This window comes from Lentibacillus sp. JNUCC-1, assembly GCF_009741735.1.
GTDB lineage: Bacteria > Bacillota > Bacilli > Bacillales > Amphibacillaceae > Lentibacillus_B.
The window spans coordinates 1,092,737-1,116,911 of sequence record NZ_WHOH01000001.1 but is presented as its reverse complement, the minus strand read 5'-3'; the positions used below and the strand labels follow the sequence as shown (position 1 = coordinate 1,116,911).

The window sequence follows — 24,175 nt, the reverse complement described above, 5'->3', positions numbered from 1 at the left end:
CACTTTATGTTTTTCAGTGGCTTGGACGGTTCTGCTCACATAAGAGTGAGAGCATAACCTCTCATACCAAGCTCGGGGAAAACACGGAGACTCCAGTGGGAGGATAAGCCTCGGTGAGACCCCGGAGCGCGGTAGCGCGAGGAGGCTCAGCAGCGCCCACGGAACGCGGAGTGTTTTCCCCGAGCGGTTGCCAGAAGCAGTCACTAAATATTTTCTCCGTGTTGTTGTAGTTCAACGTGTAAAAGGAATCTGTTCTGTTCGCTTCATAAAAAACGTTCAAGAGTGTTTATGTTCATGGTATGATAGAGGATGTGTAAAAATAACGTTAATTGGGTGATGGGATGAACATCTTGGCTGTTACAGGCTATAAACCGATGGAAATGAATATTTTTAAAGAAGATGATCCGCGGATCTCATTTGTTAAACAGGCCCTGCAGAAACGGCTGGTCTCTTTAATAGAGAACGGGCTGGAATGGGTGCTGGTATCTGGCCAGATGGGGGTTGAGCTTTGGACAGCAGAGGTGGTGCTTGAACTGAAAGAACAGTATGAGGTGCAACTCGGAGTGATTCCGCCATTTGAGACGTTTGCTGAGCGGTGGCCGGAGCCTTTGCAGGAAAAACTGCAGATGATTACGGACCAGGCTGACTTTTACAAGCCATTGTACAAAGGGGCTTACGTAGCACCGTATCAATTTCGGGCGCGGGATGTATGGCTCGCGGATAAAAGTGACGGAGCGCTCATTTTGCTGGATGAAGATTTTCCCGGAAGCACACGATTCTTTCTCGAGGTAGCCCAGAATACGGAAAATTACCCGATTCAAACCATAACACCAGCTGATATAGATGATGCCGTAGAAGAGATGCGGATGACAGATCCGGATTATTGGACTTAATAAGTACCGTCTTTTCATTCAGAACCCCCGCTATATAATAGGGATAGTTGCAGTGAGAGGAGTAAAGGCTTTTCATGGTTACAAAACGAAATAGACAGATGACAGGAATGGATCTGCACGGAAATACATATAAAATGCAGATCCTGATTAAAGCTGATCAGCTTGAAGATCTTGACAGCTTTGCATTTACGCTTGAGAACAGGTTAACGAATCAAGTCATCGCGCTTGATATTACAGATGAAACGATAGATGACCCATATATTCGATTTGAATTGGCTTTTGATTACCATCAGCATGCCGGCACAGTTTTTGAACATGGGGAAAGCAGCTGGGATGTGTACTTGAACCGGACAAGGGAAGATGATCACCATAAGAGCCGGATCAGAAGTGATTACAGCGACATTGGCTTTTTGGCAATAACGCTTCCGGATGAAGAAATGGTGTTTCAGCCGTTTACAACGCGGAAAGGCAATGTGTCATTCCGACTGACCCACTATCAGCTGGATGCCAGAATTGATCACGTAACGCTTGAAGGTGCACAGATTAATGTATCTGGTCATATCAATTTCCCACCACTCTACCAGGCGGACGATCATCAGCTGGAGGGGATCCAGCTTGTGGTTACGAACAATCGTGACGACCGGGAAATGACATTCCCATTGGAAAAAATCGAACGCCCTGATCTGAGTGGGGCGTTTTCGGGTAATGAGTGCCTTTTGAATAGTGGCATCAGAGCAACACTTCCGCTCAATGATTTTCTGACACTTGAAAAACCGGTGTTTCTAAAATTGTATGTGGATATGAGCTATACCCATATGGGGGAGACCGCAACAATTCGAAGTACGCGCGTCCGACTGGATCATCGCGTTGTGACACAACCGGTGCAGGAAAAACTACGCCGAAATGGTAAGGCGTTCAAAATAACGGTTACACCGACACGGGATTCCAAACACCTATCTTTGAAGATAGCGGATTATCATTGGCGCAAGGAAATGGCATCCAATATTAAGGGGACATGGGTACGCGTCCGGCGCAGCAAACAGCTGTTGCGGCTTTACGAAAAGGCGTTTCGCGTGCTCGGGAAGCTTCCAGTTCGGAAAAAAACAGTCGTATTCGAAAGTTTTCATGGGAAGCAATACAGTGACAGTCCGCGGGCGATTTATGAATATATGCAAACCCATATGCCTGATCACCAGCTGTATTGGAGTGCAGATCGCCGGCACTTGGATTTGTTTGCGGCAAAAGAGCTCCCATATGTCCGCCGTTTTTCTGTGAAGTGGCTCTTCCTGATGGCGCGTGCGGCATACTGGGTGTCTAATGCGCGGCTGCCGCTCTGGATTCCAAAACCGAAACACACGACATATGTGCAGACGTGGCATGGCACACCGCTCAAACGGCTGGCGGCTGACATGGATGAGGTGCATATGCCAGGTACAAATACGGAAAAATATAAAGAGAATTTTACAAGAGAAGCAGCAAAATGGGATTATCTTGTTTCGCCAAATGCGTATTCGTCCTCGATTTTCCGGAGGGCGTTCAGATTCAAAGGTGAGATGATCGAGTCGGGTTATCCGCGCAATGACTTTTTGCTGAATGGGGACCAGACGGATCTTGAAGACATCAAAGCGCGCTGCGGTCTGCCGCATGATAAAAAGGTGATCTTATATGCGCCGACCTGGCGGGATAATATGTTTTACCGGAAAGGGCGGTACAAGTTTAACCTTGAACTTGACCTGGAACAAATGCGAGAGAAGCTTGGGGATGACTATGTGATTGTACTCAGGTTGCATTATCTTGTGGCGGAGAACCTGGACTTGAGCGGCTTTGAATCGTTTGTATATGACTTGTCGGCCCATGAGGATATCCGCGAATTGTACATGATTGCCGATATGCTGATCACGGATTATTCGTCGGTTTTCTTTGATTATGCCAATTTGAACCGTCCAATGATCTTTTTCGTGTATGATATAGAGGACTACCGGGATAATTTGCGTGGTTTTTATTTTGATTTTGAACGAAAAGCCCCCGGTCCGCTTGTGAAAACAACAGATGAATTGCTCGAAGTGATAGAAGAGATTGATCAAAATGGGTATCAGCCAAGCGAGACGACAGATGCGTTCAGGGAGCGTTTCTGTTATCTTGAAGACGGACATGCGACAGAACGTGTGGTTAACGCGGTCTTCCGCTCGTGAACAGGGGCTTGGTGAAGAGAGGGAAATAGGATGCTGCAATCTGCGCGTAAGGTGTTACAGGAACAAATACAGTATTTTTATCTCGTCAGGCGTTTGTCCCTGTATGAACTGAAAAGCACGAATAAGAATAATTACCTTGGCATGGTCTGGGAGCTGCTCAATCCGGCAATTCAGATCGCAATTTATTGGTTCGTGTTTGGCACGTTGAGAGGGCGCGATCCGGTGATGGTTGGTGATGTAGAAGTTAAATTCTTCGCCTGGCTCCTTGTCGGATTTATCGTCTGGATCTTTTTTTATCAAGCGACAATTCAAGGGTCGAAGTCGATCTACAGCAGGCTCCGGTTGTTATCAAAAATGAATTTTCCGATGAGTGTGATCCCGGGGTATGTCATTTTTTCAAAGTTTTACGTGCATCTTTTCCTGTTGGCGATTACGGTTATCGTGCTGCAGGGGTTTGGATTTTTCGTAAATGTTTATTATATCCAGCTGTTGTATGTCACCGTGGCTACGGTTTGTCTGATTTATGCTATTTCCTTGATTACCTCAACCTTGTCGACGATGATCCGGGACGTGCATATGTTCATTAATTCAACACTAAGGATGTTGATGTATTTATCCGGGGTACTGTGGCCGATTACGATTTTGTCGAAATGGCCGCTCTTGATGGATATTATGAAACTGAATCCGCTGTATTATTTAATTGAAGGTTATCGATATGCGCTGTTCGGTTCCGGCTGGTTTATAACTGAAGAATGGGGCTATACGTTGTATTTCTGGGGTGTGGTGCTTGTGCTGTATCTGATAGGCGCGGCGCTTCATGTTAAGTTCCGCCGGCATTTTATAGATTACTTGTAAAGGCAAGTGATGATCATGGATAAGATCATAGACATGAAACATGTTTATAAAAAATATACATTATACCCAAGCATGAAGGCGCGGTTCTTTGACCTAATGACTCCGAAGTCGTACGGGCGGGACTTTTATGCGCTTGAGGATGTGGCTTTTTCAGCTGAAAGTGGGGACATTGTCGGTTTTGTCGGCATTAATGGTTCCGGCAAGTCGACGCTGTCTAACATTATTGCTGGCATTGTACCGGAAACCTCTGGGGATATTGCCATTAACGGCAATGCAGCCTTGATCGCTGTTAATTCAGGTTTGAAGGGTGATCTGACTGGACGGGAGAATATAGAGTTGAAATGTCTGATGCTCGGGTTCAGTATGCAGGAGATTCGCGCACTGGAACCGGATATCATCGAATTTTCCGAGCTTGAGGAGTTTATTGATCAGCCTGTGAAATCCTATTCCAGCGGGATGAAGTCTCGTCTTGGTTTTGCGATTTCAGTTAACATTGATCCGGATATTCTATTGATCGACGAAGCATTGTCTGTCGGTGACAAGGCATTTGCGGAGAAGAGTCTGAACAAGATGCATGCGTTTAAGGAGCAGGGGAAAACGATGATTTTTGTCAGTCATTCCCTTAGCCAGATGCGGGAGTTCTGTGATCAGATTCTATGGCTCGAATGGGGCCGTGTGAAGGAATATGGGTCAGTAGATGAGGTCTTGCCGCAATATGAAGCGTTTCTCGACCTGTGGAAAAAGCTGCCCAAAGGCGAGAGACAGGCTTATAAACGCGATGTTCTGAGCGGGCGTGCCGGAGATCTCCCGACCTGGATTGCTGAAGAGAGTGATCTTAAACCCACGGCGCTTTTCAAAGAAGTACCGGTAAGCCGAATCGGACATATTAAAGAAACGGCGCGCGAATTGTATGCTGATCCGAGTGATGAAGCGAGTGCGTTTGCAGCGGACGAGCACCGCGAACGTGTTTATTTTTCAAAACGCCGGGTGGATATGCTCGGCGAATCGTATTACCAACTGAGTACTGAACGAAGCGGGGTCCGCGGGGTGGTCGGCTGGATCCGGAAACAGGATTTCAATTCCCGCCAGCATACTTTGATTGATGAAGATCCGAAACAATTCAAGGTGAAGGATTCTGTTTTTGGTCATGAAGAGCCATGGGGCGGTCAGAAAAACAGAGTGATCTCGGATGCTGATTCGCTCTCGACAAGACAATTTGCTGTGGAGCGGACTGAGCGTGTCGGGAAGAAACTCTGGTTTTACGGGCTTGTGGACGGCAAGGCAATGTGGATTCACAACAAGCATTTGGGGGAAATTGAAACGGAAGACTAAAACAGGCAACCCAAGACACGGCATGTGTGCGGGGTTTTGCAGGAAAGGGTGCCAGACAAATGGAGAGGCACAATCTGGTTCCGATTATGGGGATCGAATTTTTGAACATAACAAGAATGGATTTGCTGGAGGACGTGCTTATGCCGCGACTTGATCAACGGGTGAAGACCTTCCTCGTGACAGCCAATCCGGAAATGGTTATGCAGGCGCGAGCGGATGCCGAATATAAAGCTGTGGTGCAGGGCGCGGATTATGTGATTCCAGACGGTTCGGGGATCCTGGCAGCCGGAAAAATCCTGGGAACGCCTATGCAGGAGCGCATACCGGGCTATGAGCTGATGATGGACCTGTTGCAAATTGCCGAGGACAAGGGACTGAGTTGTTACTTTCTTGGTGCGAAGCCTGAGGTCAATGAACAGGCGGTCCAAGCTGCACAGGCTGAATTTCCCGGTTTGAAAGTGGCGGGGCGGCATCACGGTTATTTTGCCGAGGAAGAAGCATCGGTCGCCCAAGACGTGATTGCTTCTCAAGCTGACCTCATATTTGTGGCACTCGGCATGCCCCGTCAGGAAAAATGGATCAGTGCTCATATGAAGGATGCTGATCACGGGCTATTTATGGGGGTTGGCGGCAGTTTCGACGTGCTCGCTGGAGCCTTGAAGCGCGCCCCGCAAGCTTGGATCAACCTGAACCTTGAATGGCTGTACCGCCTGCTGAAGCAGCCTTCGCGGATTAAACGCATAGGAAAAGTGTTTGAGTTTATGTTCCGGATTGTTTTTAGGGGAAAATAGATGGTAAAGGCCAGAAGGAAGCCGATATGAGGAGGGCTTCCTTCTGGCTTTTTTGTGGTGGGAGTGAAAACCTGGATATAATCCCCATAAACTTGGATATAGGACTGATATTTCTGGATATACGGCTATTATTCTGGATAAGTGCCTGGAAAACCTGGATAACGGTTAATATTTTTGGATAAATGACTTTAAAATTTGGATATCTGTCCTGATCCAGCTGACACAGTTAAGACGCATGATTGGCAACTTACTCCACTACTTAATTTAAATAAAAATTTTCAAATCTATTGATCTCACTTTTGATTTCTATTATGATAAACCTATTAATTACTTCCAGTTCCGAAGTAATTTGCAACTTAAATTATTTCAATATTTAAACGTTACGCGAAGGAGGGGTACGAATGTTTGCGGAAGTCAATGGCACGCGGTTGTTTTTTGATGTGGAAGGTGCGGGGGTCACTGTTGAAGGTGGGGCGCTCGTCAAGAAAGATGTATGTTTTGTGCTGCATGGCGGGCCGGGTGGAACGCATCTCGGGTTCAAGCCATACCTCAGTCCGTTGGCGGAGGATCTACAGCTGGTGTACATAGACAATCGTGGCAGCGGTTTTTCGGCTACAGGTCCGGTTGAAACGTATACACTTGATCAAAACATTGAGGACATTGAGGCGCTGAGGCAGCATCTTGGTTTGGAGCAGATTGTGTTGTTCGGCCATTCATATGGCGGTATGACAGCCATGGCATATGCGGCGCGGTATCCGAAGAATGTGAAAGCCCTCCTGCTGTCAGCGACGTCACCGAGCTATCGTTTTCTCGATAAAGCCAAGCAATATGTTGAGAGGCATGGGACGGCTGAGCAAAAGGAAATGGCGCAGTTGCTGTGGGATGGCGCTTTTTCATCAGATGCAGAAGTGGCGCATTATTACGAGGTCATGGCACCGTTATATTCACGGAAGACGGCTGATGGTAAAGCTGAGCCGAGACCTGAGATGAACAGATCCTATGAAGCTTTGAATCAGGGGTTTGGTGGTTTTCTCAGGAATTACGATTTGACCGAGGATTTGAAAACGCTCCAATGTCCGGCTCTCGTCAGCGCCGGCCGACATGATTGGATCACGCCGGTTGAGGAGAATGAATTGATTGCGGAATTGCTGCCGAATAGTGAGTTTGTGGTATTTGAAGACAGCAGCCATGGCATTTTAAAAGACCAGCATGAGGACTTTATTAATACAGTCCGAGAGTTTATTAGAAATTCCGTTTAGATGGGGTTGGAAAAAAAGTTCATGTTATAAGCGCCTCTATGCGATCGCTCGGGGAAAACACTCCGCGTTCCGTGGGCGCTGCTGAGCCTCCTCGGTCTACCGACCTCCGGGGTCTCACCGAGGCTTATCCTCCCACTGGAGTCTCCGTGTTTTCCCCGAGCTTGGTGTGGGAGCTTAACTTTTTAACTCTTCTATGAGTAGTACCGTCCAAGTAGCTGAATAAAATAGAGTGATTGGAGCGGAGGGAAGTCGACTCCTGCGGGAAAAGCACGAGTCGAAGACCCCACAGTGAGCGATCTTTGCGAACGAGGAGGCTGAGGCCGTGCCCGCGGAAAGCGACTTACCGCAGCGGAAATCACGATGCTCTCTCAAAAGTAAATAACGAACTCTAAACAATGCTACGGTCTTTTAGATATTTATAAAAATTGTAAGCGGTAAAATATACACAAGGAGTGTTTATGACTTTGACACCTGAAGAGAAACTGCAAGTCTATTTAAAAGCGAATTCTGCCTATCAATCTGAGGCGATTCCGGGACAGAACAATTTCACCTTTATTTCAAAACTGACAGGGTTCCCGCAAGCGTGGACGGTGGACGAGCAAGGCGAGCCGGTGCAATTTGGGGTGTTTGATGATCGGGTGATGAGTGTGCACCATGCGCCTCAGGGGGACAAAACGGTACTGGGCGTGGATCATAAGGGGAATGAGAAGCAGCAGCTTTACTTGATGGAAGGCACACATGCCGCGACACCACTTGTCGTTGAAGGCGCGTATTTTCATAATTTCGGAGGCTGGTCGCCAGCGGGGGATAAAATTGCCTTCTCGAGCAACCGCAGACATCCAGGCTATTTTGATGTGTTTGTCCAGGATATTGAGACGAAAGACGTTGAAACGGTATATACATTTGATGGAAAATGTGAACCGCTGGCCTGGTTGCCGGACGGTGCGCATCTGCTGATCAGCATCCAGGAAACCAATCTGAACAACGTCGTGTTGATTCTGGATTTGAACACCGGAGAAACGACACAGTTGGGCGACAAAGGAACGGGTGCAGCATATAAATCGATTGCCCTCACTGAAGACGGGGAGGGCGGGTATCTGGTTACAGACCTGAACGATGAAACGGCCTATGTGGCGCGATTCTCTTTTGATAATCCTGGCCACTTGACAAAAGTTTTTCAAAAAGAAGGCTGGGATGTTGAGGAGCTCAAGCTTTCACCAGACGAACAGACGCTGATTTTCATTGTGAACGAAGGCGGGATTTCCCGGTTGATGGTGTATGACGTCGTGACAAAAGAGGTCACACAGCTTGAGGATCTTGCGGACGGAGTTGTGAGCAGTTTGTCCTGGATTGATGCCAACCGGTTTATTTTCACGTTGAAAACGCCGGTCGAACCGGGGGATATTTGGCAGGTGTCATTGGCGGGCTGGGAGATCAGCCGTCTGACACGACTGGGTGAATCTGTATCATCTGTGCCGTTGTACGAGCCATCGCTGTGTTCGTTCAAGTCATTTGACGGGCTTGAGGTGCCGTACTTTTATTACGACAAAGCGGGCGCGAGCGATAAGCCGGCTGTGGTCTACGTGCATGGTGGTCCTGAGGGTCAGACGCGCGCCGATTATAACCCCGTCATTCAGTATTTGACGGAACAGGGCTTTGCTGTGGCGGCGCCGAATGTGCGGGGCAGCAGCGGGTATGGTCGTACATATATTCACTTGGATGATGTGCGGAAACGGATGGATTCGGTGCAAGACCTTGCCTGGCTTGTCCAGGACTTGATCAAGACTCATAACGTCGGCGAGGATAAAATCGGTATCATCGGCCGGAGTTACGGGGGCTTCATGGTACTGGCCGCCATGACACATTACCCTGAGCTTTGGGCAGCAGGTGTTGATATTGTCGGCATCTCACATTTCAAGACGTTCCTGGAAAATACCGGGGCATGGCGCCGTCATCTTCGTGAAAGCGAATATGGATCGCTTGCTGAAGATGTGGACTTTTTCGAGGAGATCGCCCCGCTTAACCATTCGGATAAAATTCAGGCGCCGCTGCTCGTGTTCCACGGACGTAACGATACACGCGTGCCGGTCACAGAAGCACAGCAGCTGGTCAGCGATATGAAAAACCGCGGCCAGGAAGTGGAGTTGACGATTTTTGAAGATGAAGGGCACCAAACGGAAAAATTGGAGAACCATATCACCATGCACAGCTCGACAGCGGACTTTTTCGAAAAACATCTGAAGTGAGCAAGATCAATGGAGGTAATCGTATGCAGCACAAAGAAGTCAACGTAAAAGCAACGTACGCCGCGCTGCTTGAAGAGGCTTCTGTTCAAAAAGCCTTGACGTGGATTGAAGACAATCATAATAAGACGGTGCAGACACAAATCGATGTTACTGAGATTCCGGCGCCACCTTTTAAAGAACAGCGCCGGGCTCATGACTTTAAAAAGCGACTAGAAGCACTTGGATTAAAAGACGTCACAATGGACGCTGAAGGTAATGTGTTCGGACTGTATCCCGGAAGCGGGGAAGGGCCGACACTCTTTGTCGCCGCCCATTTGGATACGGTTTTTCCAGAGGGAACCAATACAGAAGTTCGGGTTGAAGACGGCATTCTTCATGCGCCAGGGATCAGTGATGACACGCGCGGCCTGGCGGAAGTACTCGCAATCATTGAAGCGTTCAACACAGCAGATATGCGTCCGGCCGGAGATATCATTTTTGGCGGAACGGTCGGGGAAGAAGGCACAGGCGACTTACGTGGCGTGAAGGCTTTTTTCAATGAACGGGACGATGTTGACGGCTTCCTGTCGATCGATGGGGCGCCGCCGAACAATATCACCTATAAAGGGACAGGCAGTTTCCGCTATAGAGTCACATTCAATGGACCAGGCGGGCACAGTTTTGCCGACTTTGGCCAGCCAAGTGCGGTGCATGCGGCTGGGCGAGCGGTTGGCGCCTTGGCCGACATGGAAACAGCGGATGACCCGAAGACGACGTTCACCGTTGGCATGATGGAGGGTGGAACGTCGATCAATGCGATTGCCGAGACAGCCACTGTGATGGTGGATCTGCGGTCAAATGAACAAGAAGCGCTTGATGAACTCGATGACCGTTTTTGGACAATCGTGCGTCAAGCTGTCGTTGCTGAGAACGAACGCTGGGACAGCAAAGGCATCACGGCTGACATTGAAAAAATCGGTAACCGCCCGCCTGCCGTACAAGCAGACGACGCACCAATTGTCCAGGTGGCTCAAGGTGCAGTTCAGGCGCTGGGCGGAACTCCGCAACTGGCCGGGCCCGGCAGTACCGACGCCAACTATCCGATGAGCCTCGGAATTCCAGCGCTCGCACTAGGAATCGGCGGCCATGGAAGTGGGATTCATACGGTTGATGAATGGTATGACCCAAAAGATGCCTGGCAGACGGTGCAGAAAAACTTTCTCACCATCGTTGGTCTGGCTGGTGTTGCTGAGGTGACTGAGCCTTTATTGGCACAGCGTCTGCGTGATGGCAGGCGAGAAGTCTAAACCTGGATAATAGTGGAAAAAACCTGGAAATAACGCTGGAATTCTGGATATATCGAAAATTTTTTGGATATAAGCCTTATAATTTTGGATATAACACATAAAACCTGGACAACCATCCGGAAATTCTGGATAACGCGACCAGACCCAGCAGTGAAACAAGCACAAATCTTCTACCAAACAACTAGACGGAGGGATATCATATGAAAAAGAACACATTCATTTTGACAGTTTTAGGCGCACTCATGCTCATTCTGGCAGCGTGTGCCGGGGACGGGGAGCCGACGAACAGTTCTTCAGGAAACGGAAACGGCGATGAAGGCGGCGGTGACCTTGTCATGGCCTTGGGTGAAGATGTTGTCTCCATGTCCACACAGGGATCAAATGATGTTCCTTCAAGTAACGTGCAGGAAAATGTATATGAAACGTTGACCATGCTAGATGAAAACCAAGAACCACAGCCTTGGCTTGCAGAAGATTGGGAAGAAGTTGATGACACCACATGGGATTTTCACTTGAAAGAAGGCGTTAAATTCCATGATGGTGAAGAGTTTAACGCAGAAGCTGTAAAGAAGTCATTTGATCGTCTCGTTGATGAAGAGATCGGCTCCCCGCGGGCATTTCTTTTAGATCCGGTTGAGAGCTGGGAAGTGGTGGACGAATATACATTCAGAATCAATTTGAAGTTTCCATTTGCTCCTTTACTCGCCAATCTGGCTCATATCGGGACGGGAGTCATGAGCCCGGCGATTATTGAAGAGGACTATGCTCAAATGGAAGACGGCGGTGATCCGGATGCTTATATTAATAAAAATCCGGTAGGGACAGGTCCGTTCGAGTTCAAGGAATGGACCCCTGGTGAAAAAATCGTTTTGAAGAGAAATGACGATTATCATGGAGACAAAGTTAAATTGAATACGGCAACATATAAAGTGGTGACAGAGCAGAGTTCACGGATTGCGGAACTTGAAACAGGCGCTTCCCATGTGGTGGATGACATCGGACCGAACAACGTGGAGCGCGTAGAAAACAGCGAGGGCATCCATGCGATCAAACAGCCAAGTGTATCGTTGAACTATGTTGGCTTTAACATAGAAAAAGAACCTTTTGATGATGTAAAAGTACGCAGAGCCATCTCCATGGCAATAGATAAAGAAGCAATTGTCGAAGGTGTCTATAACGGAATCGGCATCACGGCAAAAGGCCCGCTTGCACCACCAGTATTCGGGTATGACGAAGACGTTGAAGACATTAGCCATGACCTGGATCAGGCAAAAGAACTCATGAAAGAAGCAGGACTTGAAGACGGGTTCTCAACAACGCTCTGGACAAACGATTCAGAAGAACGTGTAGACACAGCGATTGCCGTTCAGGCTCAGCTGAAAAAAATCGGCATTGACGTTAAAATTGAAGAATTGGAGTGGGGCGCTTACCTGGAGCGACTGGCCAATGGTGAGCATGACATGTTTGTACTGGGCTGGTCCACGACCAACGCAGATGCGGACCAAGGGTTGTATCAGCTGTTCCATTCTTCACAGCACGGTGCTGCAGGGAACAGAACGTTTATTGATGATGAAGAACTCGATAACATTCTGGATGAAGGACGGAAGGAAACGGATCCTGAAAAACGTCTGGAAATCTATTCACGGGCACAAGAGCGCCTTGTCGAATTGGCGCCAATGTTGTACCTCAATCATAGAGAGCATTTGATTGGCGTGAATGATTCGGTAAAAGATTTCAGCATTTCTCCTCAGGGTGTTTATCAGATTAAAGATGCTTATATAGAAGAGTAATAAAAAGCCCCGGTTCTGAATGCCATCAGAGCCGGGACTTTTTTATGGATTTTGTGAAGCCGCTCCGGGAAAACACTACGCGTTCCGTGGGCGCTGCTGAGCCTCGGGCCCACAGGATGTGGGTCATGAAGGCGTTGCGACAGGACGTCGCGACCTTAGCCTTCCATCCCTTATACCGCGCTCCGGGGTCTCACCGAGGCTTACCCTCCCACTGGAGTCTCCGTGTTTTCCCTCCGCTAAGTCATAAAAACCCGAACAATGATCCGTTGTCAAATATAGTTGTTCGGGTTTTGTTCACTTGAATTTTTTGTCTTAATCTTGTTTTCATGGGTTTTGTGAAGTTTTGTTTTCGGGTGTTTCATTCGTGTTTGTGCTGTCGTTCGTGCTGGTACTGTTTTCGTGTTGTTTTGCTGATTCTGGGTTACTGTTTTCTGTGCCGTTTACAGGTTCTTCCTTGGGTTGATCGCTTGCTTTATGATCAGGGGCCTGTTGTTTCTTTTGGTTCCTCTCAACAGGTGCGCTTGTTTCTTCTTGTGTCTGGTTCCCGCTTGGTGCGGAATGTCTTTGTGTGCTGGAAGACGAAGGCTGTTTCGGCGTTTCTTTGTGTTTTGTCTGATTGGATGTTTGGGTGCCTGATTGATTCTCCTGATAGTTGGTTTCTTGTTCAGCATAGCTATCCTGAGAACCTGGCGGGGTCATGCGTTCCTGATCATCTTGGAACACGCGTAAACCGACTTCAGGCAGGTCAAGGTGGTTTCTAAGTTCGTTTGCCACGTTCATTTTCGTTTCATTATCGACGACGTAATACCATAAACCGTCATCCATATAGCCGCCCCACCCATCAAGGTCTACGGATTCAATGGAAAAGTTATTGTTCATACCGTATGACAGAAAGCTCTTCATATTGTCGAAAGTCAAATTTGTTTTCAGGTTATCACCCACTGCCCGCATAACATCATCAAATTTAAATACGGAGGAGGCTGATGTTGCTTCGTCGGCAATAATTTTAATGATTTCCTGCTGACGTTTCCCGCGTTCAATGTCACTGTCATACTTGCGTGTCCGGGCAAGGGCAAGTGCATGTTTGCCGTCCAATTTCTGGTAGCCCTTTTCGATTTTAACTGCATTGCGTTTCCCTTTTGTATCGACTTCGCTCATATCAAAGGGCACATCGTAATAAATCCCGCCCAGTGCATCAACAGTGTCGATGAAGGCATTAAAATTCACTCGGACATAGTAATCGACAGGCACGTGGAGAAATTCTTCCACAGTTTCGATTGCGGCCTCGACACCGCCATAGTGATGGGCATGGTTGATTTTTGTGTAACGGTCGACTTCGGGTACGTATGCATAAGAGTCTCTTGGAATACTGAGCAGTTTCACATTGCTTTCCTCTTTGTTAAACGTCGCCAGCATCATGGCATCTGTACGGAAATGACCATCTTCAGTCCGTTCTTCGCCGTCATCAATTCCGAGAATCAATACAGAAATATTGTCTTCAACAGGATCGACAGCTGATTCGCGCAAATCAGAGGCACCTTGATCTCGATCGACCTCTTCATACGATTGATCAGCCGTTTTCTGAGCTGTGGTATAAATATGAGCAGCATAGGAAATGCCCGCGACAAGTAATATGGCGATGGGAATCCCGATATACAGCAGCAGTTTCTTTTTATTGCGGTGTTTTTTAGGTGTGGATTTCCGTTCAGTGCGACGGGGTGTCTCAGATGGCTGATTGGTGTTTTTGAAATCTGACATATAGTCACCTCATATTAATCATAAGCATATAAAACTTATTTTACTACAACAAATGTGAAGTGTCACGTTCTATTGGAGAATTAAGTCGGAACTTGTCCCATTTAAAATGGACCTTGGACAAGTTTACAAGTTTCGTGTCTGCTTACGGGCAATTATTAATCACTCGACATTATTTCCCGGGAAATGACACCCATGTCTCGACAAGATAATAAACGTAAAACGGTTGCAACCTCAGGGTGTTTGAAGGAAAATAGAGGGTAATAGAAGAATGCATCAAATGTGACAGGAGGGACAAGGATGAGTGAACAGTTTATTTTAGCGTTGGATCAAGGCACGACAAGCTCGAGAGCGATCATTTTCAACCAAGCCGGAGAGGTGGTTGGTACGGCTCAACGTGAATTTGAGCAGTTTTTCCAGAAACCGGGCTGGGTGGAGCATGATGCCAATGAAATCTGGACGTCAGTGCTCGGCTGTATGGCTGAAGTTTTGCGGATAGCGGATGTGGGCCCCGAGCAAATTGCGGCGATCGGAATTACAAATCAGCGGGAGACGACGGTTGTCTGGGATAAACATACAGGCAAACCAGTTTACAAAGCTGTTGTATGGCAGTCCAGGCAAACAGAGCCGATTTGCGAGGAATTGCGCCACCAGGGTCATGAAGAGCTGTTTAGGGAAAAGACCGGTTTATTGCTGGATCCATATTTTTCCGGGACGAAGGTCAAATGGATTCTGGATAATGTGGATGGTGCTCGGGAAAAGGCTGATCGCGGTGATTTGTTATTTGGCACAATCGATACATGGCTTGTCCACAAATTGTCGGGCGGTGCCGCTCATGTGACCGATTATTCCAATGCATCCCGGACCTTGATGTACAATATTCATGATTTGCAGTGGGATGATGAGCTGTTGGATATCTTAGGTGTTCCAAAAAGCATGCTGCCTGAGGTGAAACCGTCCTCCGAGGTGTATGCGCACACAGTGCAGTATCACTTTTTCGGCCATGAAGTTCCGATTGCTGGGATGGCCGGCGATCAGCAGGCTGCTTTGTTCGGTCAGGGCTGTTTTGAAAAAGGCATGGCCAAAAACACATACGGGACAGGCTGCTTTGTACTGATGAACACCGGTGAGGAAAGTGTGACATCTGAGCATGGATTGCTGACAACCCTCGCATGGGGCCTTGACGGAAAAGTGGAATATGCGCTAGAAGGCAGTATATTTGTGGCAGGTTCTGCCATTCAGTGGCTGCGGGACGGCTTACGTTTGATTGAAGATTCCCCACAAAGCGAAACACTGGCTAATCAGGTGTCGTCTACAGATGGGGTGTATATGGTGCCAGCTTTTGTCGGACTAGGTGCCCCGCATTGGGACAGCAACGCACGCGGTGCTGTTTTCGGTCTGACACGCGGTACGACAAAAGCCCATTTTGTGCGAGCAACCCTTGAAGCGCTTGCTTATCAGACAAAAGATGTGGTCGATGCGATGATTGAGGATTCCGGGATTGACTTGAAAACGCTCCGTGTAGACGGGGGCGCAGTAAAAAATGACATGCTTATGCAGTTTCAGAGTGATATGTTGGGGTAGACGTTGAAAGGCCTGAAGTCCAGGAAACAACGGCCCTTGGTGCAGCCTATCTCGCCGGGCTCGCTGTCGGATTTTGGGAGAACAAACAGGATATTGCGGATAAACGCAAAAATGAGGAGACATTTACAAGTCAAATGTCTGATGAAGAACGCTATCAACTATACAGTGGCTGGGAGAAGGCTGTGAAAGCAACACAATTGTTTAAATAAGGCAGAGAGGGTCAGGCTCCCGGGACTAAGGTCATGGGGCCTGACCCTATTTGGTTGGATTGGCATAATTTAGATCAGGAAAATACAAATAATGTCGAAAAAAGCTCTCTTTTTCTTTAAAGAGTATGATATACTTGTAAATATGTTTTTTGAAAGACACATCTAAGAATTTTGTTGAATAAACGGAGGTACATTCGATATGGAAGAAACGATTTCGCTGCAGGAGATCTTTGCGGTTATTAAAAAGCGCATGCTCCTCATTATTGGTCTTATCGCTGCAGCGGCAGTGATTGCTGGGGTGGTCAGCTTTTTTGTGCTCACACCAACTTACCAGTCTACATCCCAGTTCATTGTGAACCAGGGACAGCAGGATCCTAATGCTCAATTTAATGTGAACGACATCCGGACAAACGTTGAACTTATTAATACATATACCGTTATTATTAAAAGTCCGGCTATTCTTGACGAGGTCGTGGATGAGTTGGATTTGCCTTATACGGCAGGGACGCTGGGTGAGAAATTCCAGGTATCCAGTGAACAAAATTCCCAGGTTGTAACTGTAACAGCGACAGATCCAGATCCTGCAATGGCAACTGAACTGTCCAACACGGTTGTCGAAGTATTTCAGGAAAAGGTCCCTGTCTTAATGAACGGTGTTGACAATGTGAGTATCTTGTCAGAGGCTAAGACTGTTGACAATCCATCACCTGTATCGCCCAAACCAATGCTGAATATTGCCATTGCCGTCGTGCTTGGTGCCATGGTTGGTGTCGGGTTGGCATTCTTGCTTGAATACCTTGATACAACTCTCAAGACAGAAGAAGACATTGAAAAACATCTTGAACTTCCTGTTTTGGGCATTGTCACGCATGTATCTGAAACTGAAGCTCGTGGCCGTCCAGCTCAAGCACATAGACGAGAGAGGGGGAAGCGCAATGTTCCGCAAAAACGCTCGATCTAAACAAAAAAGCACAGCACGGGCACTGATCACGAAATTAAACCCGCGTTCTCCAGTAACCGAGCAATACCGAACAATCCGGACAAATTTACAATTCTCCGCGGTTGATGAAGAGTTTCATACAGTAATGCTGACATCTGCAGGACCAGGTGAAGGAAAGTCGATGACAGCTGCGAACTTGGCAGTCGTCTACGCTCAGCAGGATAAAAAAGTGCTGCTCGTTGACGCTGATATGCGTAAACCGACCGTGCATTATACATTTGGCTTAACGAACATGACCGGATTGAGCAATGTGCTCGTTGGTGAAACCATTTTAACTGATGCCATCAACAGTACCGATGTGCCTAATCTTGAGGTCATGTCTTGCGGACCGATCCCGCCTAACCCGTCAGAATTGCTCGGCTCGAAACGCATGCGCGCATTTATCCAGCATGCCCGCGATCAGTACGACATGATTATATTCGACACACCACCTGTTCTGGCCGTAACCGACGCCCAGATTCTTGCCAATATCTGTGATGGATCACTTCTTGTGGTCAGAAGTAAAGTTACAGATACAGACGGGGCAAAAAAAGCGATAGAACTTTTAAACGCTGCCGATACGAAAATTCTCGGCACGGTGCTGAACGATGTTGAGGCGAAGAACTCGAATTATTATTATTATTACGGATCATAAATGACAAGGCCGGAAGTGCTTATCCTTACAAGACAAGCATATTCCGGTCTTTTTAAAAGGCTTTCTCCGTATAGATTAATGGTATTTACCAAGCCACAGTTGCCGTAAACTGCGAACTAACTTATGACTGCCTCATGCGGCCGCTCGGGGGAAACACTGCGCTTTCCGCGGGCGCTGCTGAGCCTCCTCGCGCTATCGCGCTGTGGGGTCTCACCGAGGCTTATCCTCCCGCTGGAGTCTCCGTGTTTCCCCCGAGCTTGGTATAAGAGGTTATTCTCTACCTCTTATGTGAGTAGTACCGTCTAAGCCACTGAATTAAATAGAGTGATTGGAGCGGAGGGAAGTCGACTCCTGCGGGAACAGCACGAGTCCGAAGACCCCACAGCGGTGGTCTTTCCGCGAGGAGGCTGAGGCCGTGCCCGCGGAAAGCGACTTCCCGCAGCGCAAATCACGATTCTCTCATTGTGGTGGTTAGTTGCAAGAAGCAGTCATTCAAGTTTTAATTAGTTCGCAGTTTGGGTCTACTATTCACTAGGGTTTTTAGCTATAAAAGCAATAATTTTTTCAGATTTTTTTATAAAATTCTCTTGAGCGGGTGAGACAATGAACCCAGTCTTAAAGCAAATGGTATACATATTGAGCGGTGTGCTATTCCTGTTTAGTTTTTCGGGCATGCTCGTTTATGGCTATAAAACATTTTATATTGCCGCTGAGCAGCCGGAAACACAGGATTATGCGTATCACTTTGTGCTTATAGCAGAGGAAAAGGATAACGAATATTGGCGTCTGGTTGAAAAAGGGGCAAAAGAACAAGCCGAAGAAAATGATGTTTATTTGGAGTATGTGGCGCCTCAAAAAGCAGACAATGACGAGATGTTGGTGCTTTTGGATAGGATGATATCGGCAAAAGTGGATGGTATCATGATTCAGGGGGTCAACGGACAGCGCTTTGTCGATCTAGTCCATAAAGGCATTGAGCGCGGCATCCCCATCATTACGGTCGATACCGATGTGAAAAGCAGTGAACGCAAGGCATATGTCGGAACAGACAATTATTATGCCGGACAGTTGATGGGACAGACTCTGATCAAGCATACGTCAGAAGAGCAGCACGTTGGTATTGTAACAGGCCGATTTGATGCGATCAGTCAGCAAGAACGGATTGAGGGTCTGAAATATGCACTTGAATCTGTACCGAGGATCCACATTGCGGATATAAAGGAATCGAACATTACAGCGGTGGGAGCCAGTCAAGCTGCATATGATTTAATCAAACAGAATCCGCAAATTACGGCGCTCGCAGGAACGAGTGCATTGGACGGACCGGGGATTGTTGAAGGGTTAAATGAAATCGCTCCCAACCGGAATGTGTTCATTACGGCTTTTGACATTTTGCCAAGAACCCTTGAGTTAATCAAGCAGGATCACATTGATGCAACGATTGCTCAGTACCCAGAAGAAATTGGTCATAAGGCGCTAAACGTCATGCTGAAACTGCAGTCGAATGATTTGGTAGAGAATGAGATCTTTACAGAAACACGTGTGATCCAGAAAAAGGACCTACAGACCGATCACAGTGGTGGCATACAATGATGAAAACCATTCGCGGCAAACTGCTTGTTTATTTTATGGTGTTCGTCATTTTGTTCCAGGTGACGGCGATATCAATTTACGTCAGTTCCAATCAGCTGACAAATGTTTATCACGACAGTTTTGAACGCTATTTACTGCTCAACGCGATCTCACAAAAGTCTAATGACATGTATACCTTCACCAAATCGTTTGTTGCTGACCCGGAAGCTGTGGAAGTCAGTGATTATTATGCTTTGAAAAAAGAACTTGAAAGCAAAAAAGAACAGCTGCCCGGTCATTTTCGCAATGCCGAAACGATTGAAATTAAAAACTATAACAACTTGATCGAAACGTTCATTCACGAATGCGAATTGACGATTGGATTTGTCATTCTGAACGATATTGAGCAATACACAGATCATTTGCGGGAAGCCGATCATGCATCAGGGTATATTCAGACGTCAACGCTTGAGATGATTGATGTGGAATTGACCGCTTATCAATCTTTTTATAATGATTTGCAAGTCCGGAATAAAGACTTTTTCCTGTTTATTGTTTTCTTGTTTATGTCAACATTGATTTTGGCTGTTTTCTTTGTCATTTGGTTCTCTAAAGGCATTACGCGTCCGTTGAATCAATTATCTCGTGCCGCGAAAGAGGTGGCGGCAGGTGATTTGGCAGGCGATCCGGTTGACATTCAATCCAAAGATGAATTGAAACTGCTGGGCGATACCTTTAACCATATGCGTTCAAACATAGATGAGCTTGTTCAGGAAATTAAAGATCAGTCTGAACTGGACCGTCTGCTAAAAGAGATGGAATTGAAACATTTACAAAACCAAATCAATCCTCATTTTCTCTTCAATACCTTGAATACCGTTTCCAAGATGGCCTATCTTGAAGATGCTCATGCGACATCTTCTCTGATCGACTCTGTAGCAATGCTGCTGCGGCACAGTTTGGGTGACATTAATAAAAGTGTCACACTTAGCGAAGAGGTGGACGTGGTTAAAGATTATTTCCACATACAGAAGCTGCGTTTTGCCGAACGTGTGCAAGTGTCCTATGATATTGATGACACCTGCCTTGAGGGGCCCATTCCGCGCTTAACATTGCAGCCACTGGTCGAAAATGCGTTTATCCACGGTATCGAGGAACGGGAAGAGGGCGGGAAGATTACGCTTCATGTCAGTCAAACGTCTGACTGTGTTTTTGTAGAAGTGAGAGATGATGGTGTCGGCATGGAGCAGGTGACTATCACACAAATCCTGTCTTTGGCCAAGCAGGATGACGACCATGTCGGGCATTCTACGGGGATTGGTCTCAAAAACGTGATCCGGCGTCTGCAGTTGTTTTATCAGGTGGAAGATGTTGTCGACATCCACTCAAAGCCGGGGACAGGCACCACCATCCGGGTCAAGATACCAAAACATTTTAAGGGTGATCAAGCATGCGAATCTTAATTGCAGAAGATGAATTGCTGGAACGAAAAGCGATGAAAAAGTTTATAGAAGTCAACTTTTCAGATATGGAAGTGGTCGGAGAAGCAGCCAATGGACGCCAAGCGATTGAATTGGCTGCAGCCGCCAATCCGGATATCATTTTTATGGACATTAAAATGCCCGGCATTAACGGGCTGGAGGCGATTGAAAAGATCATGGCCACCAACCCGTCTGTCCGGTTTATCCTTGTATCCGCATACGATTCGTTTGATTATGCCAAGCAAGCGATGCGTTATGGGGTTCGTGATTATATTTTAAAGCCGGGGAAGAAGGATGAAATTGTCAAAGCTCTATTGCGCATTAAAAAGGAAATTCAACTGGAGCAGCAGGATGAAATGGAGAAACTGGCGTCACGGCGTTTGAGTAAGGAAAGTTTCTTAATAAAGTTAACAAAGCACCCTGTGGGAGATGAGGTGTATGAGCTTCAGGAAAAATTGTTTCCCGATATGGTGAGCGGGTGTTTTCTGGTGATGTCATCACATGAAGAAGAGCAATCGCTGCACAAAATAGAAGCAGCATTGAAAACACATGTAGAAACAGATTTTTTGACGGCTGTAAACAATGAATGTGTGAACGTCTGTCTGATTTCGGATCGTGTCATGCAAAAGGAAACCCTGTTAACAGCAGTCAGGAAACTTCATGTCGAACTTGGCAATGATCTGTTTATAGGCATTGGCCGTCCTGTTGAGTCATTGGAGAAGCTGCCATCCTCATACCATGAAGCGTATACGGCTTGTTTCCAGCTTAAAGCAGATCGTAAAAGCCGCTACGGGTTTATCCAGGCTGAAAATGCGCCCGAGCAAGCCGGTGAAGTGATTGCTGAAATATGCAACCGAATTGAGAAGGGGAACAGCGAGGAAGCTGTCCAGCATTTTGACGAAAAACAACACCTGATGTCAGAAGCAGATCGAGAAACATTGTACATAGCAGCCAGAACGATTTTAGAAGCACAACATGTGACATTCCCGAAAACATCTCTTTCCAGTCTTCGTTCACAACAGGATTGGATTGCTTTTTTAAAGATTTGCTGTATGAAATTAAATGAGATGTACACGTCCAATCAGCATATATCCCGTGCAAAACAGTATATTAAGGAAAATTTCAATAAGACCATAACCCTGGAAGAAGTGGCTGAATTTGTCGAACTGAGCCCCAATTACTTATCAAACCTGTTTAAACAAGCGTACGGGGATACGTTTATCGACTTTCTGACAAAGGAACGTCTGAACCAAGCTAAATATCTTCTGCAGGAAAATAGCTATTCATTAAAAGAGATCAGTTTTATGGTCGGGTATAATGATCCGAACTATTTCAGTCGGGTGTTTAAGAAGCATTATAACCTTTCTCCTAGACAATTTCAGAAAGAGATCTTTAAAAAGTGAAGAAAACCGTGGAAATGTATAGAAATCAAATGACTGCGGAGGGACTGATATCTATTATAATGATTTATGAAAACGTTAACAAAGGGGGATTAATAAAGTGAAGAAATTATTTGGGTTACTCGTTTTTGTGGCACTGGCTGCCTTTGTTGTGGCCTGTGGATCCAACAATTCCGATGAAACAAGCGGGAACGGCGGAAACTCCGGCGATTCCGGGGACAACGGCGGGGCCACAGGGGAAGTTGAGATCTTCAGCTGGTGGACAGGTGCTGGTGAAGAAGAAGGTTTGCTCGCATTAATTGAACAATTTGAAGAAGAGCATTCTGATATTACAGTTGAAAACGCTGCTGTTGCGGGCGGTGCCGGCACGAACGCCAAAGCTGTTCTGGCAACAAGAATGCAGGGTGACGATCCGCCTTCAACATTCCAGGTTCATGGCGGGGAAGAACTGAACAAGAGCTGGGTTGCTGCTGATAAAATGCAGCCGCTCAACGATCTGTTTGAGAAAAATGAATGGATGGATAAGTTTCCGGAAGATTTGATTGACCTTGTCAGTGCAGACGGAGATATCTACTCTGTTCCATTAAACATACACCGTGGAAACCCGGTATTTTACAACATGGAAGTGTTTGAAGAGCATGGCATCGAACCGCCAAAGACATTTGATGAGTTCTTTGATGCAGCTGAAAAGCTTCAAGATGCAGGGGTAACACCACTGGCATTGGGTGATAAAGAATCATGGCCTGCTACCCAAATCTTTGAAAATGTGCTGCTCGGCGTACTCGGGCCAGACGACTACGATAAGCTTTTCAAAGGTGAAATTGCTTTTGACGATGAGCGTGTTGTCGAGGCAGCAGAAACATTCGGTAAAATGCTTGATTACGTGAATGAAGATCACTCTTCCCGTAACTGGCAGGATTCAGCCCAGCTTGTTTCCAGCGGGGAAGCAGCGATGATCAATATGGGTGACTGGGCCAAAGGGTATTTTGTAAATGACTTGAAGATGGAAACGAATAAAGACTTTGGTTACTTCGCTTTCCCTGAAACAGAGGGAACATTCCAGATCATCACAGATACATTCGGCTTGCCAAAGGGTGTTGAAAATCCTGAAGAAGTGAAGACATTCCTGACGTTCCTCGGCTCAGTTGAGGCACAGGATACATTCAATCCGATCAAGGGTTCAATCCCGGCAAGAGTCGATGCTGATCCTGAGAAGTATGATGCGTATGGACAGGATACAATTGAAGACTTTAAGACCGCTCGTCTTGTGCCAAGTCTGGCGCACGGATCTGCAGCTTCAGAAGGGTTTTTGACAAAAGCAAACCAGGCCGTCAATATCTTTGTAACACAGAGAGATGTTGATAACTTCATTCAGGCACTGCAAAACGCAGCACCGGAAATGTAAAGTAGAAAGAACCAGAGGCTGCCTGCAAACACGGCAGCCTCTCTTGGTTTTGAGGGTAACTGTTTTAAAGTTTATGGGAGTTAGTAAGCTGTGATGTAGAGGAACCGCGATTATGACTGCTTTTGGCAACCGCTCGGGGAAATTAGAGTGTCTGCTAATATGACCGCTCCGAAAATACATTTCGCTTTCCGCGGGCACGGCCTCAGCCTCCTTGCCCCGGCAAGGGGTATGTCGACGTTGCCCGCAAAGGGCGGTTTTAGTCGACCCTCCTTAATGTAACGCTGTGGGGTCTTCGGACTCGTGCTGTTCCCGCAGGAGTCTTCATGTATTTTCTCCGCTATGTATGAGCCACCTGATTCTTTGTGGCTGTTTACGAATGGAAAATAGAGTGACGTGATCATAAAAAAGTGAAAAATATACTCTCACCGAGCTTCGGGAAAACACGGAGACTCCAGCGGGATGCAAAGCCTCGGTGAGACCCCACAGCGCGG

At 46.9% G+C, this 24,175-nt stretch carries 16 protein-coding genes and 1 pseudogene; 16 read left to right on the top strand and 1 reads right to left on the bottom strand.

Features of this window, described 5'->3' with window-relative positions; all coding sequences use genetic code 11:
- Positions 1-341: 341 nt before the first annotated feature.
- The 9 genes from JNUCC1_RS05130 to JNUCC1_RS05090 all read left to right on the top strand — a co-directional run bounded on the left by JNUCC1_RS05130 (position 342) and on the right by JNUCC1_RS05090 (position 12,644).
- Positions 342-893 carry an SLOG family protein gene (locus JNUCC1_RS05130; protein WP_156644426.1) on the top strand — a complete coding sequence of 184 codons (552 nt, stop codon included), beginning with the start codon at positions 342-344 and terminating at the stop codon, positions 891-893.
- A 74-nt stretch (positions 894-967) separates the two neighbouring features.
- Positions 968-3,085: a CDP-glycerol glycerophosphotransferase family protein gene (locus JNUCC1_RS05125; protein WP_156644425.1), complete on the top strand. Its 2,118-nt coding sequence runs from the start codon at positions 968-970 to the stop codon at positions 3,083-3,085.
- A 30-nt stretch (positions 3,086-3,115) separates the two neighbouring features.
- Positions 3,116-3,940 (top strand): ABC transporter permease, encoded by an 825-nt coding sequence (locus JNUCC1_RS05120; RefSeq protein ID WP_331713611.1) that lies wholly within the window; start codon positions 3,116-3,118, stop codon positions 3,938-3,940.
- A 9-nt stretch (positions 3,941-3,949) separates the two neighbouring features.
- A complete protein-coding gene (gene tagH, locus JNUCC1_RS19170; RefSeq protein WP_331713721.1) occupies positions 3,950-5,272 on the top strand; it encodes a teichoic acids export ABC transporter ATP-binding subunit TagH in 1,323 nt (440 codons plus the stop codon).
- 59 nt (positions 5,273-5,331) lie between these two features.
- Entirely contained in the window at positions 5,332-6,063 is a 732-nt protein-coding gene (locus tag JNUCC1_RS05110) for a WecB/TagA/CpsF family glycosyltransferase (RefSeq protein WP_156644423.1), read from the top strand.
- Between the two features lie 401 nt (positions 6,064-6,464).
- Positions 6,465-7,322: an alpha/beta fold hydrolase gene (locus JNUCC1_RS05105; protein ID WP_156644422.1), complete on the top strand. Its 858-nt coding sequence runs from the start codon at positions 6,465-6,467 to the stop codon at positions 7,320-7,322.
- A gap of 458 nt (positions 7,323-7,780) precedes the next feature.
- Entirely contained in the window at positions 7,781-9,568 is a 1,788-nt protein-coding gene (locus JNUCC1_RS05100) for a S9 family peptidase (protein WP_156644421.1), read from the top strand.
- A 23-nt stretch (positions 9,569-9,591) separates the two neighbouring features.
- Positions 9,592-10,854 carry a M20/M25/M40 family metallo-hydrolase gene (locus JNUCC1_RS05095; protein WP_156644420.1) on the top strand — a complete coding sequence of 421 codons (1,263 nt, stop codon included), beginning with the start codon at positions 9,592-9,594 and terminating at the stop codon, positions 10,852-10,854.
- Between the two features lie 200 nt (positions 10,855-11,054).
- Positions 11,055-12,644, top strand: a complete 1,590-nt coding sequence (locus JNUCC1_RS05090; protein ID WP_156644419.1) for a glutathione ABC transporter substrate-binding protein — start codon at positions 11,055-11,057, stop codon at positions 12,642-12,644.
- Positions 12,645-12,968: 324 nt separating this feature from the next.
- Here JNUCC1_RS05090 and JNUCC1_RS05085 read toward each other — a convergent pair whose 3' ends face one another.
- On the bottom strand, positions 12,969-14,402 hold the full coding sequence (locus JNUCC1_RS05085) for an LCP family protein (RefSeq protein ID WP_156644418.1): 1,434 nt from the start codon (positions 14,400-14,402) through the stop codon (positions 12,969-12,971).
- Between the two features lie 297 nt (positions 14,403-14,699).
- Here JNUCC1_RS05085 and glpK point away from each other — a divergent pair.
- The 7 genes and pseudogenes from glpK to JNUCC1_RS05050 all read left to right on the top strand — a co-directional run bounded on the left by glpK (position 14,700) and on the right by JNUCC1_RS05050 (position 23,684).
- Positions 14,700-16,192: pseudogene (gene glpK, locus JNUCC1_RS05080) on the top strand (glycerol kinase GlpK).
- 199 nt (positions 16,193-16,391) lie between these two features.
- On the top strand, positions 16,392-17,153 hold the full coding sequence (locus JNUCC1_RS05075; RefSeq protein ID WP_156644417.1) for a YveK family protein: 762 nt from the start codon (positions 16,392-16,394) through the stop codon (positions 17,151-17,153).
- On the top strand, positions 17,128-17,826 hold the full coding sequence (locus JNUCC1_RS05070) for a CpsD/CapB family tyrosine-protein kinase (protein WP_156644416.1): 699 nt from the start codon (positions 17,128-17,130) through the stop codon (positions 17,824-17,826). Before JNUCC1_RS05075 ends, JNUCC1_RS05070 begins: the two co-directional genes overlap by 26 nt.
- Positions 17,827-18,429: 603 nt before the next feature.
- On the top strand, positions 18,430-19,419 hold the full coding sequence (locus JNUCC1_RS05065; protein WP_156644415.1) for a substrate-binding domain-containing protein: 990 nt from the start codon (positions 18,430-18,432) through the stop codon (positions 19,417-19,419).
- Complete coding sequence (locus JNUCC1_RS05060; RefSeq protein WP_231746994.1) at positions 19,416-20,861, top strand: sensor histidine kinase; 1,446 nt, start codon at positions 19,416-19,418, stop codon at positions 20,859-20,861. Before JNUCC1_RS05065 ends, JNUCC1_RS05060 begins: the two co-directional genes overlap by 4 nt.
- On the top strand, positions 20,849-22,282 hold the full coding sequence (locus tag JNUCC1_RS05055; RefSeq protein WP_156644414.1) for a response regulator: 1,434 nt from the start codon (positions 20,849-20,851) through the stop codon (positions 22,280-22,282). Before JNUCC1_RS05060 ends, JNUCC1_RS05055 begins: the two co-directional genes overlap by 13 nt.
- A 97-nt stretch (positions 22,283-22,379) precedes the next feature.
- Positions 22,380-23,684: an ABC transporter substrate-binding protein gene (locus JNUCC1_RS05050; protein ID WP_331713610.1), complete on the top strand. Its 1,305-nt coding sequence runs from the start codon at positions 22,380-22,382 to the stop codon at positions 23,682-23,684.
- Positions 23,685-24,175 lie beyond the last annotated feature (491 nt).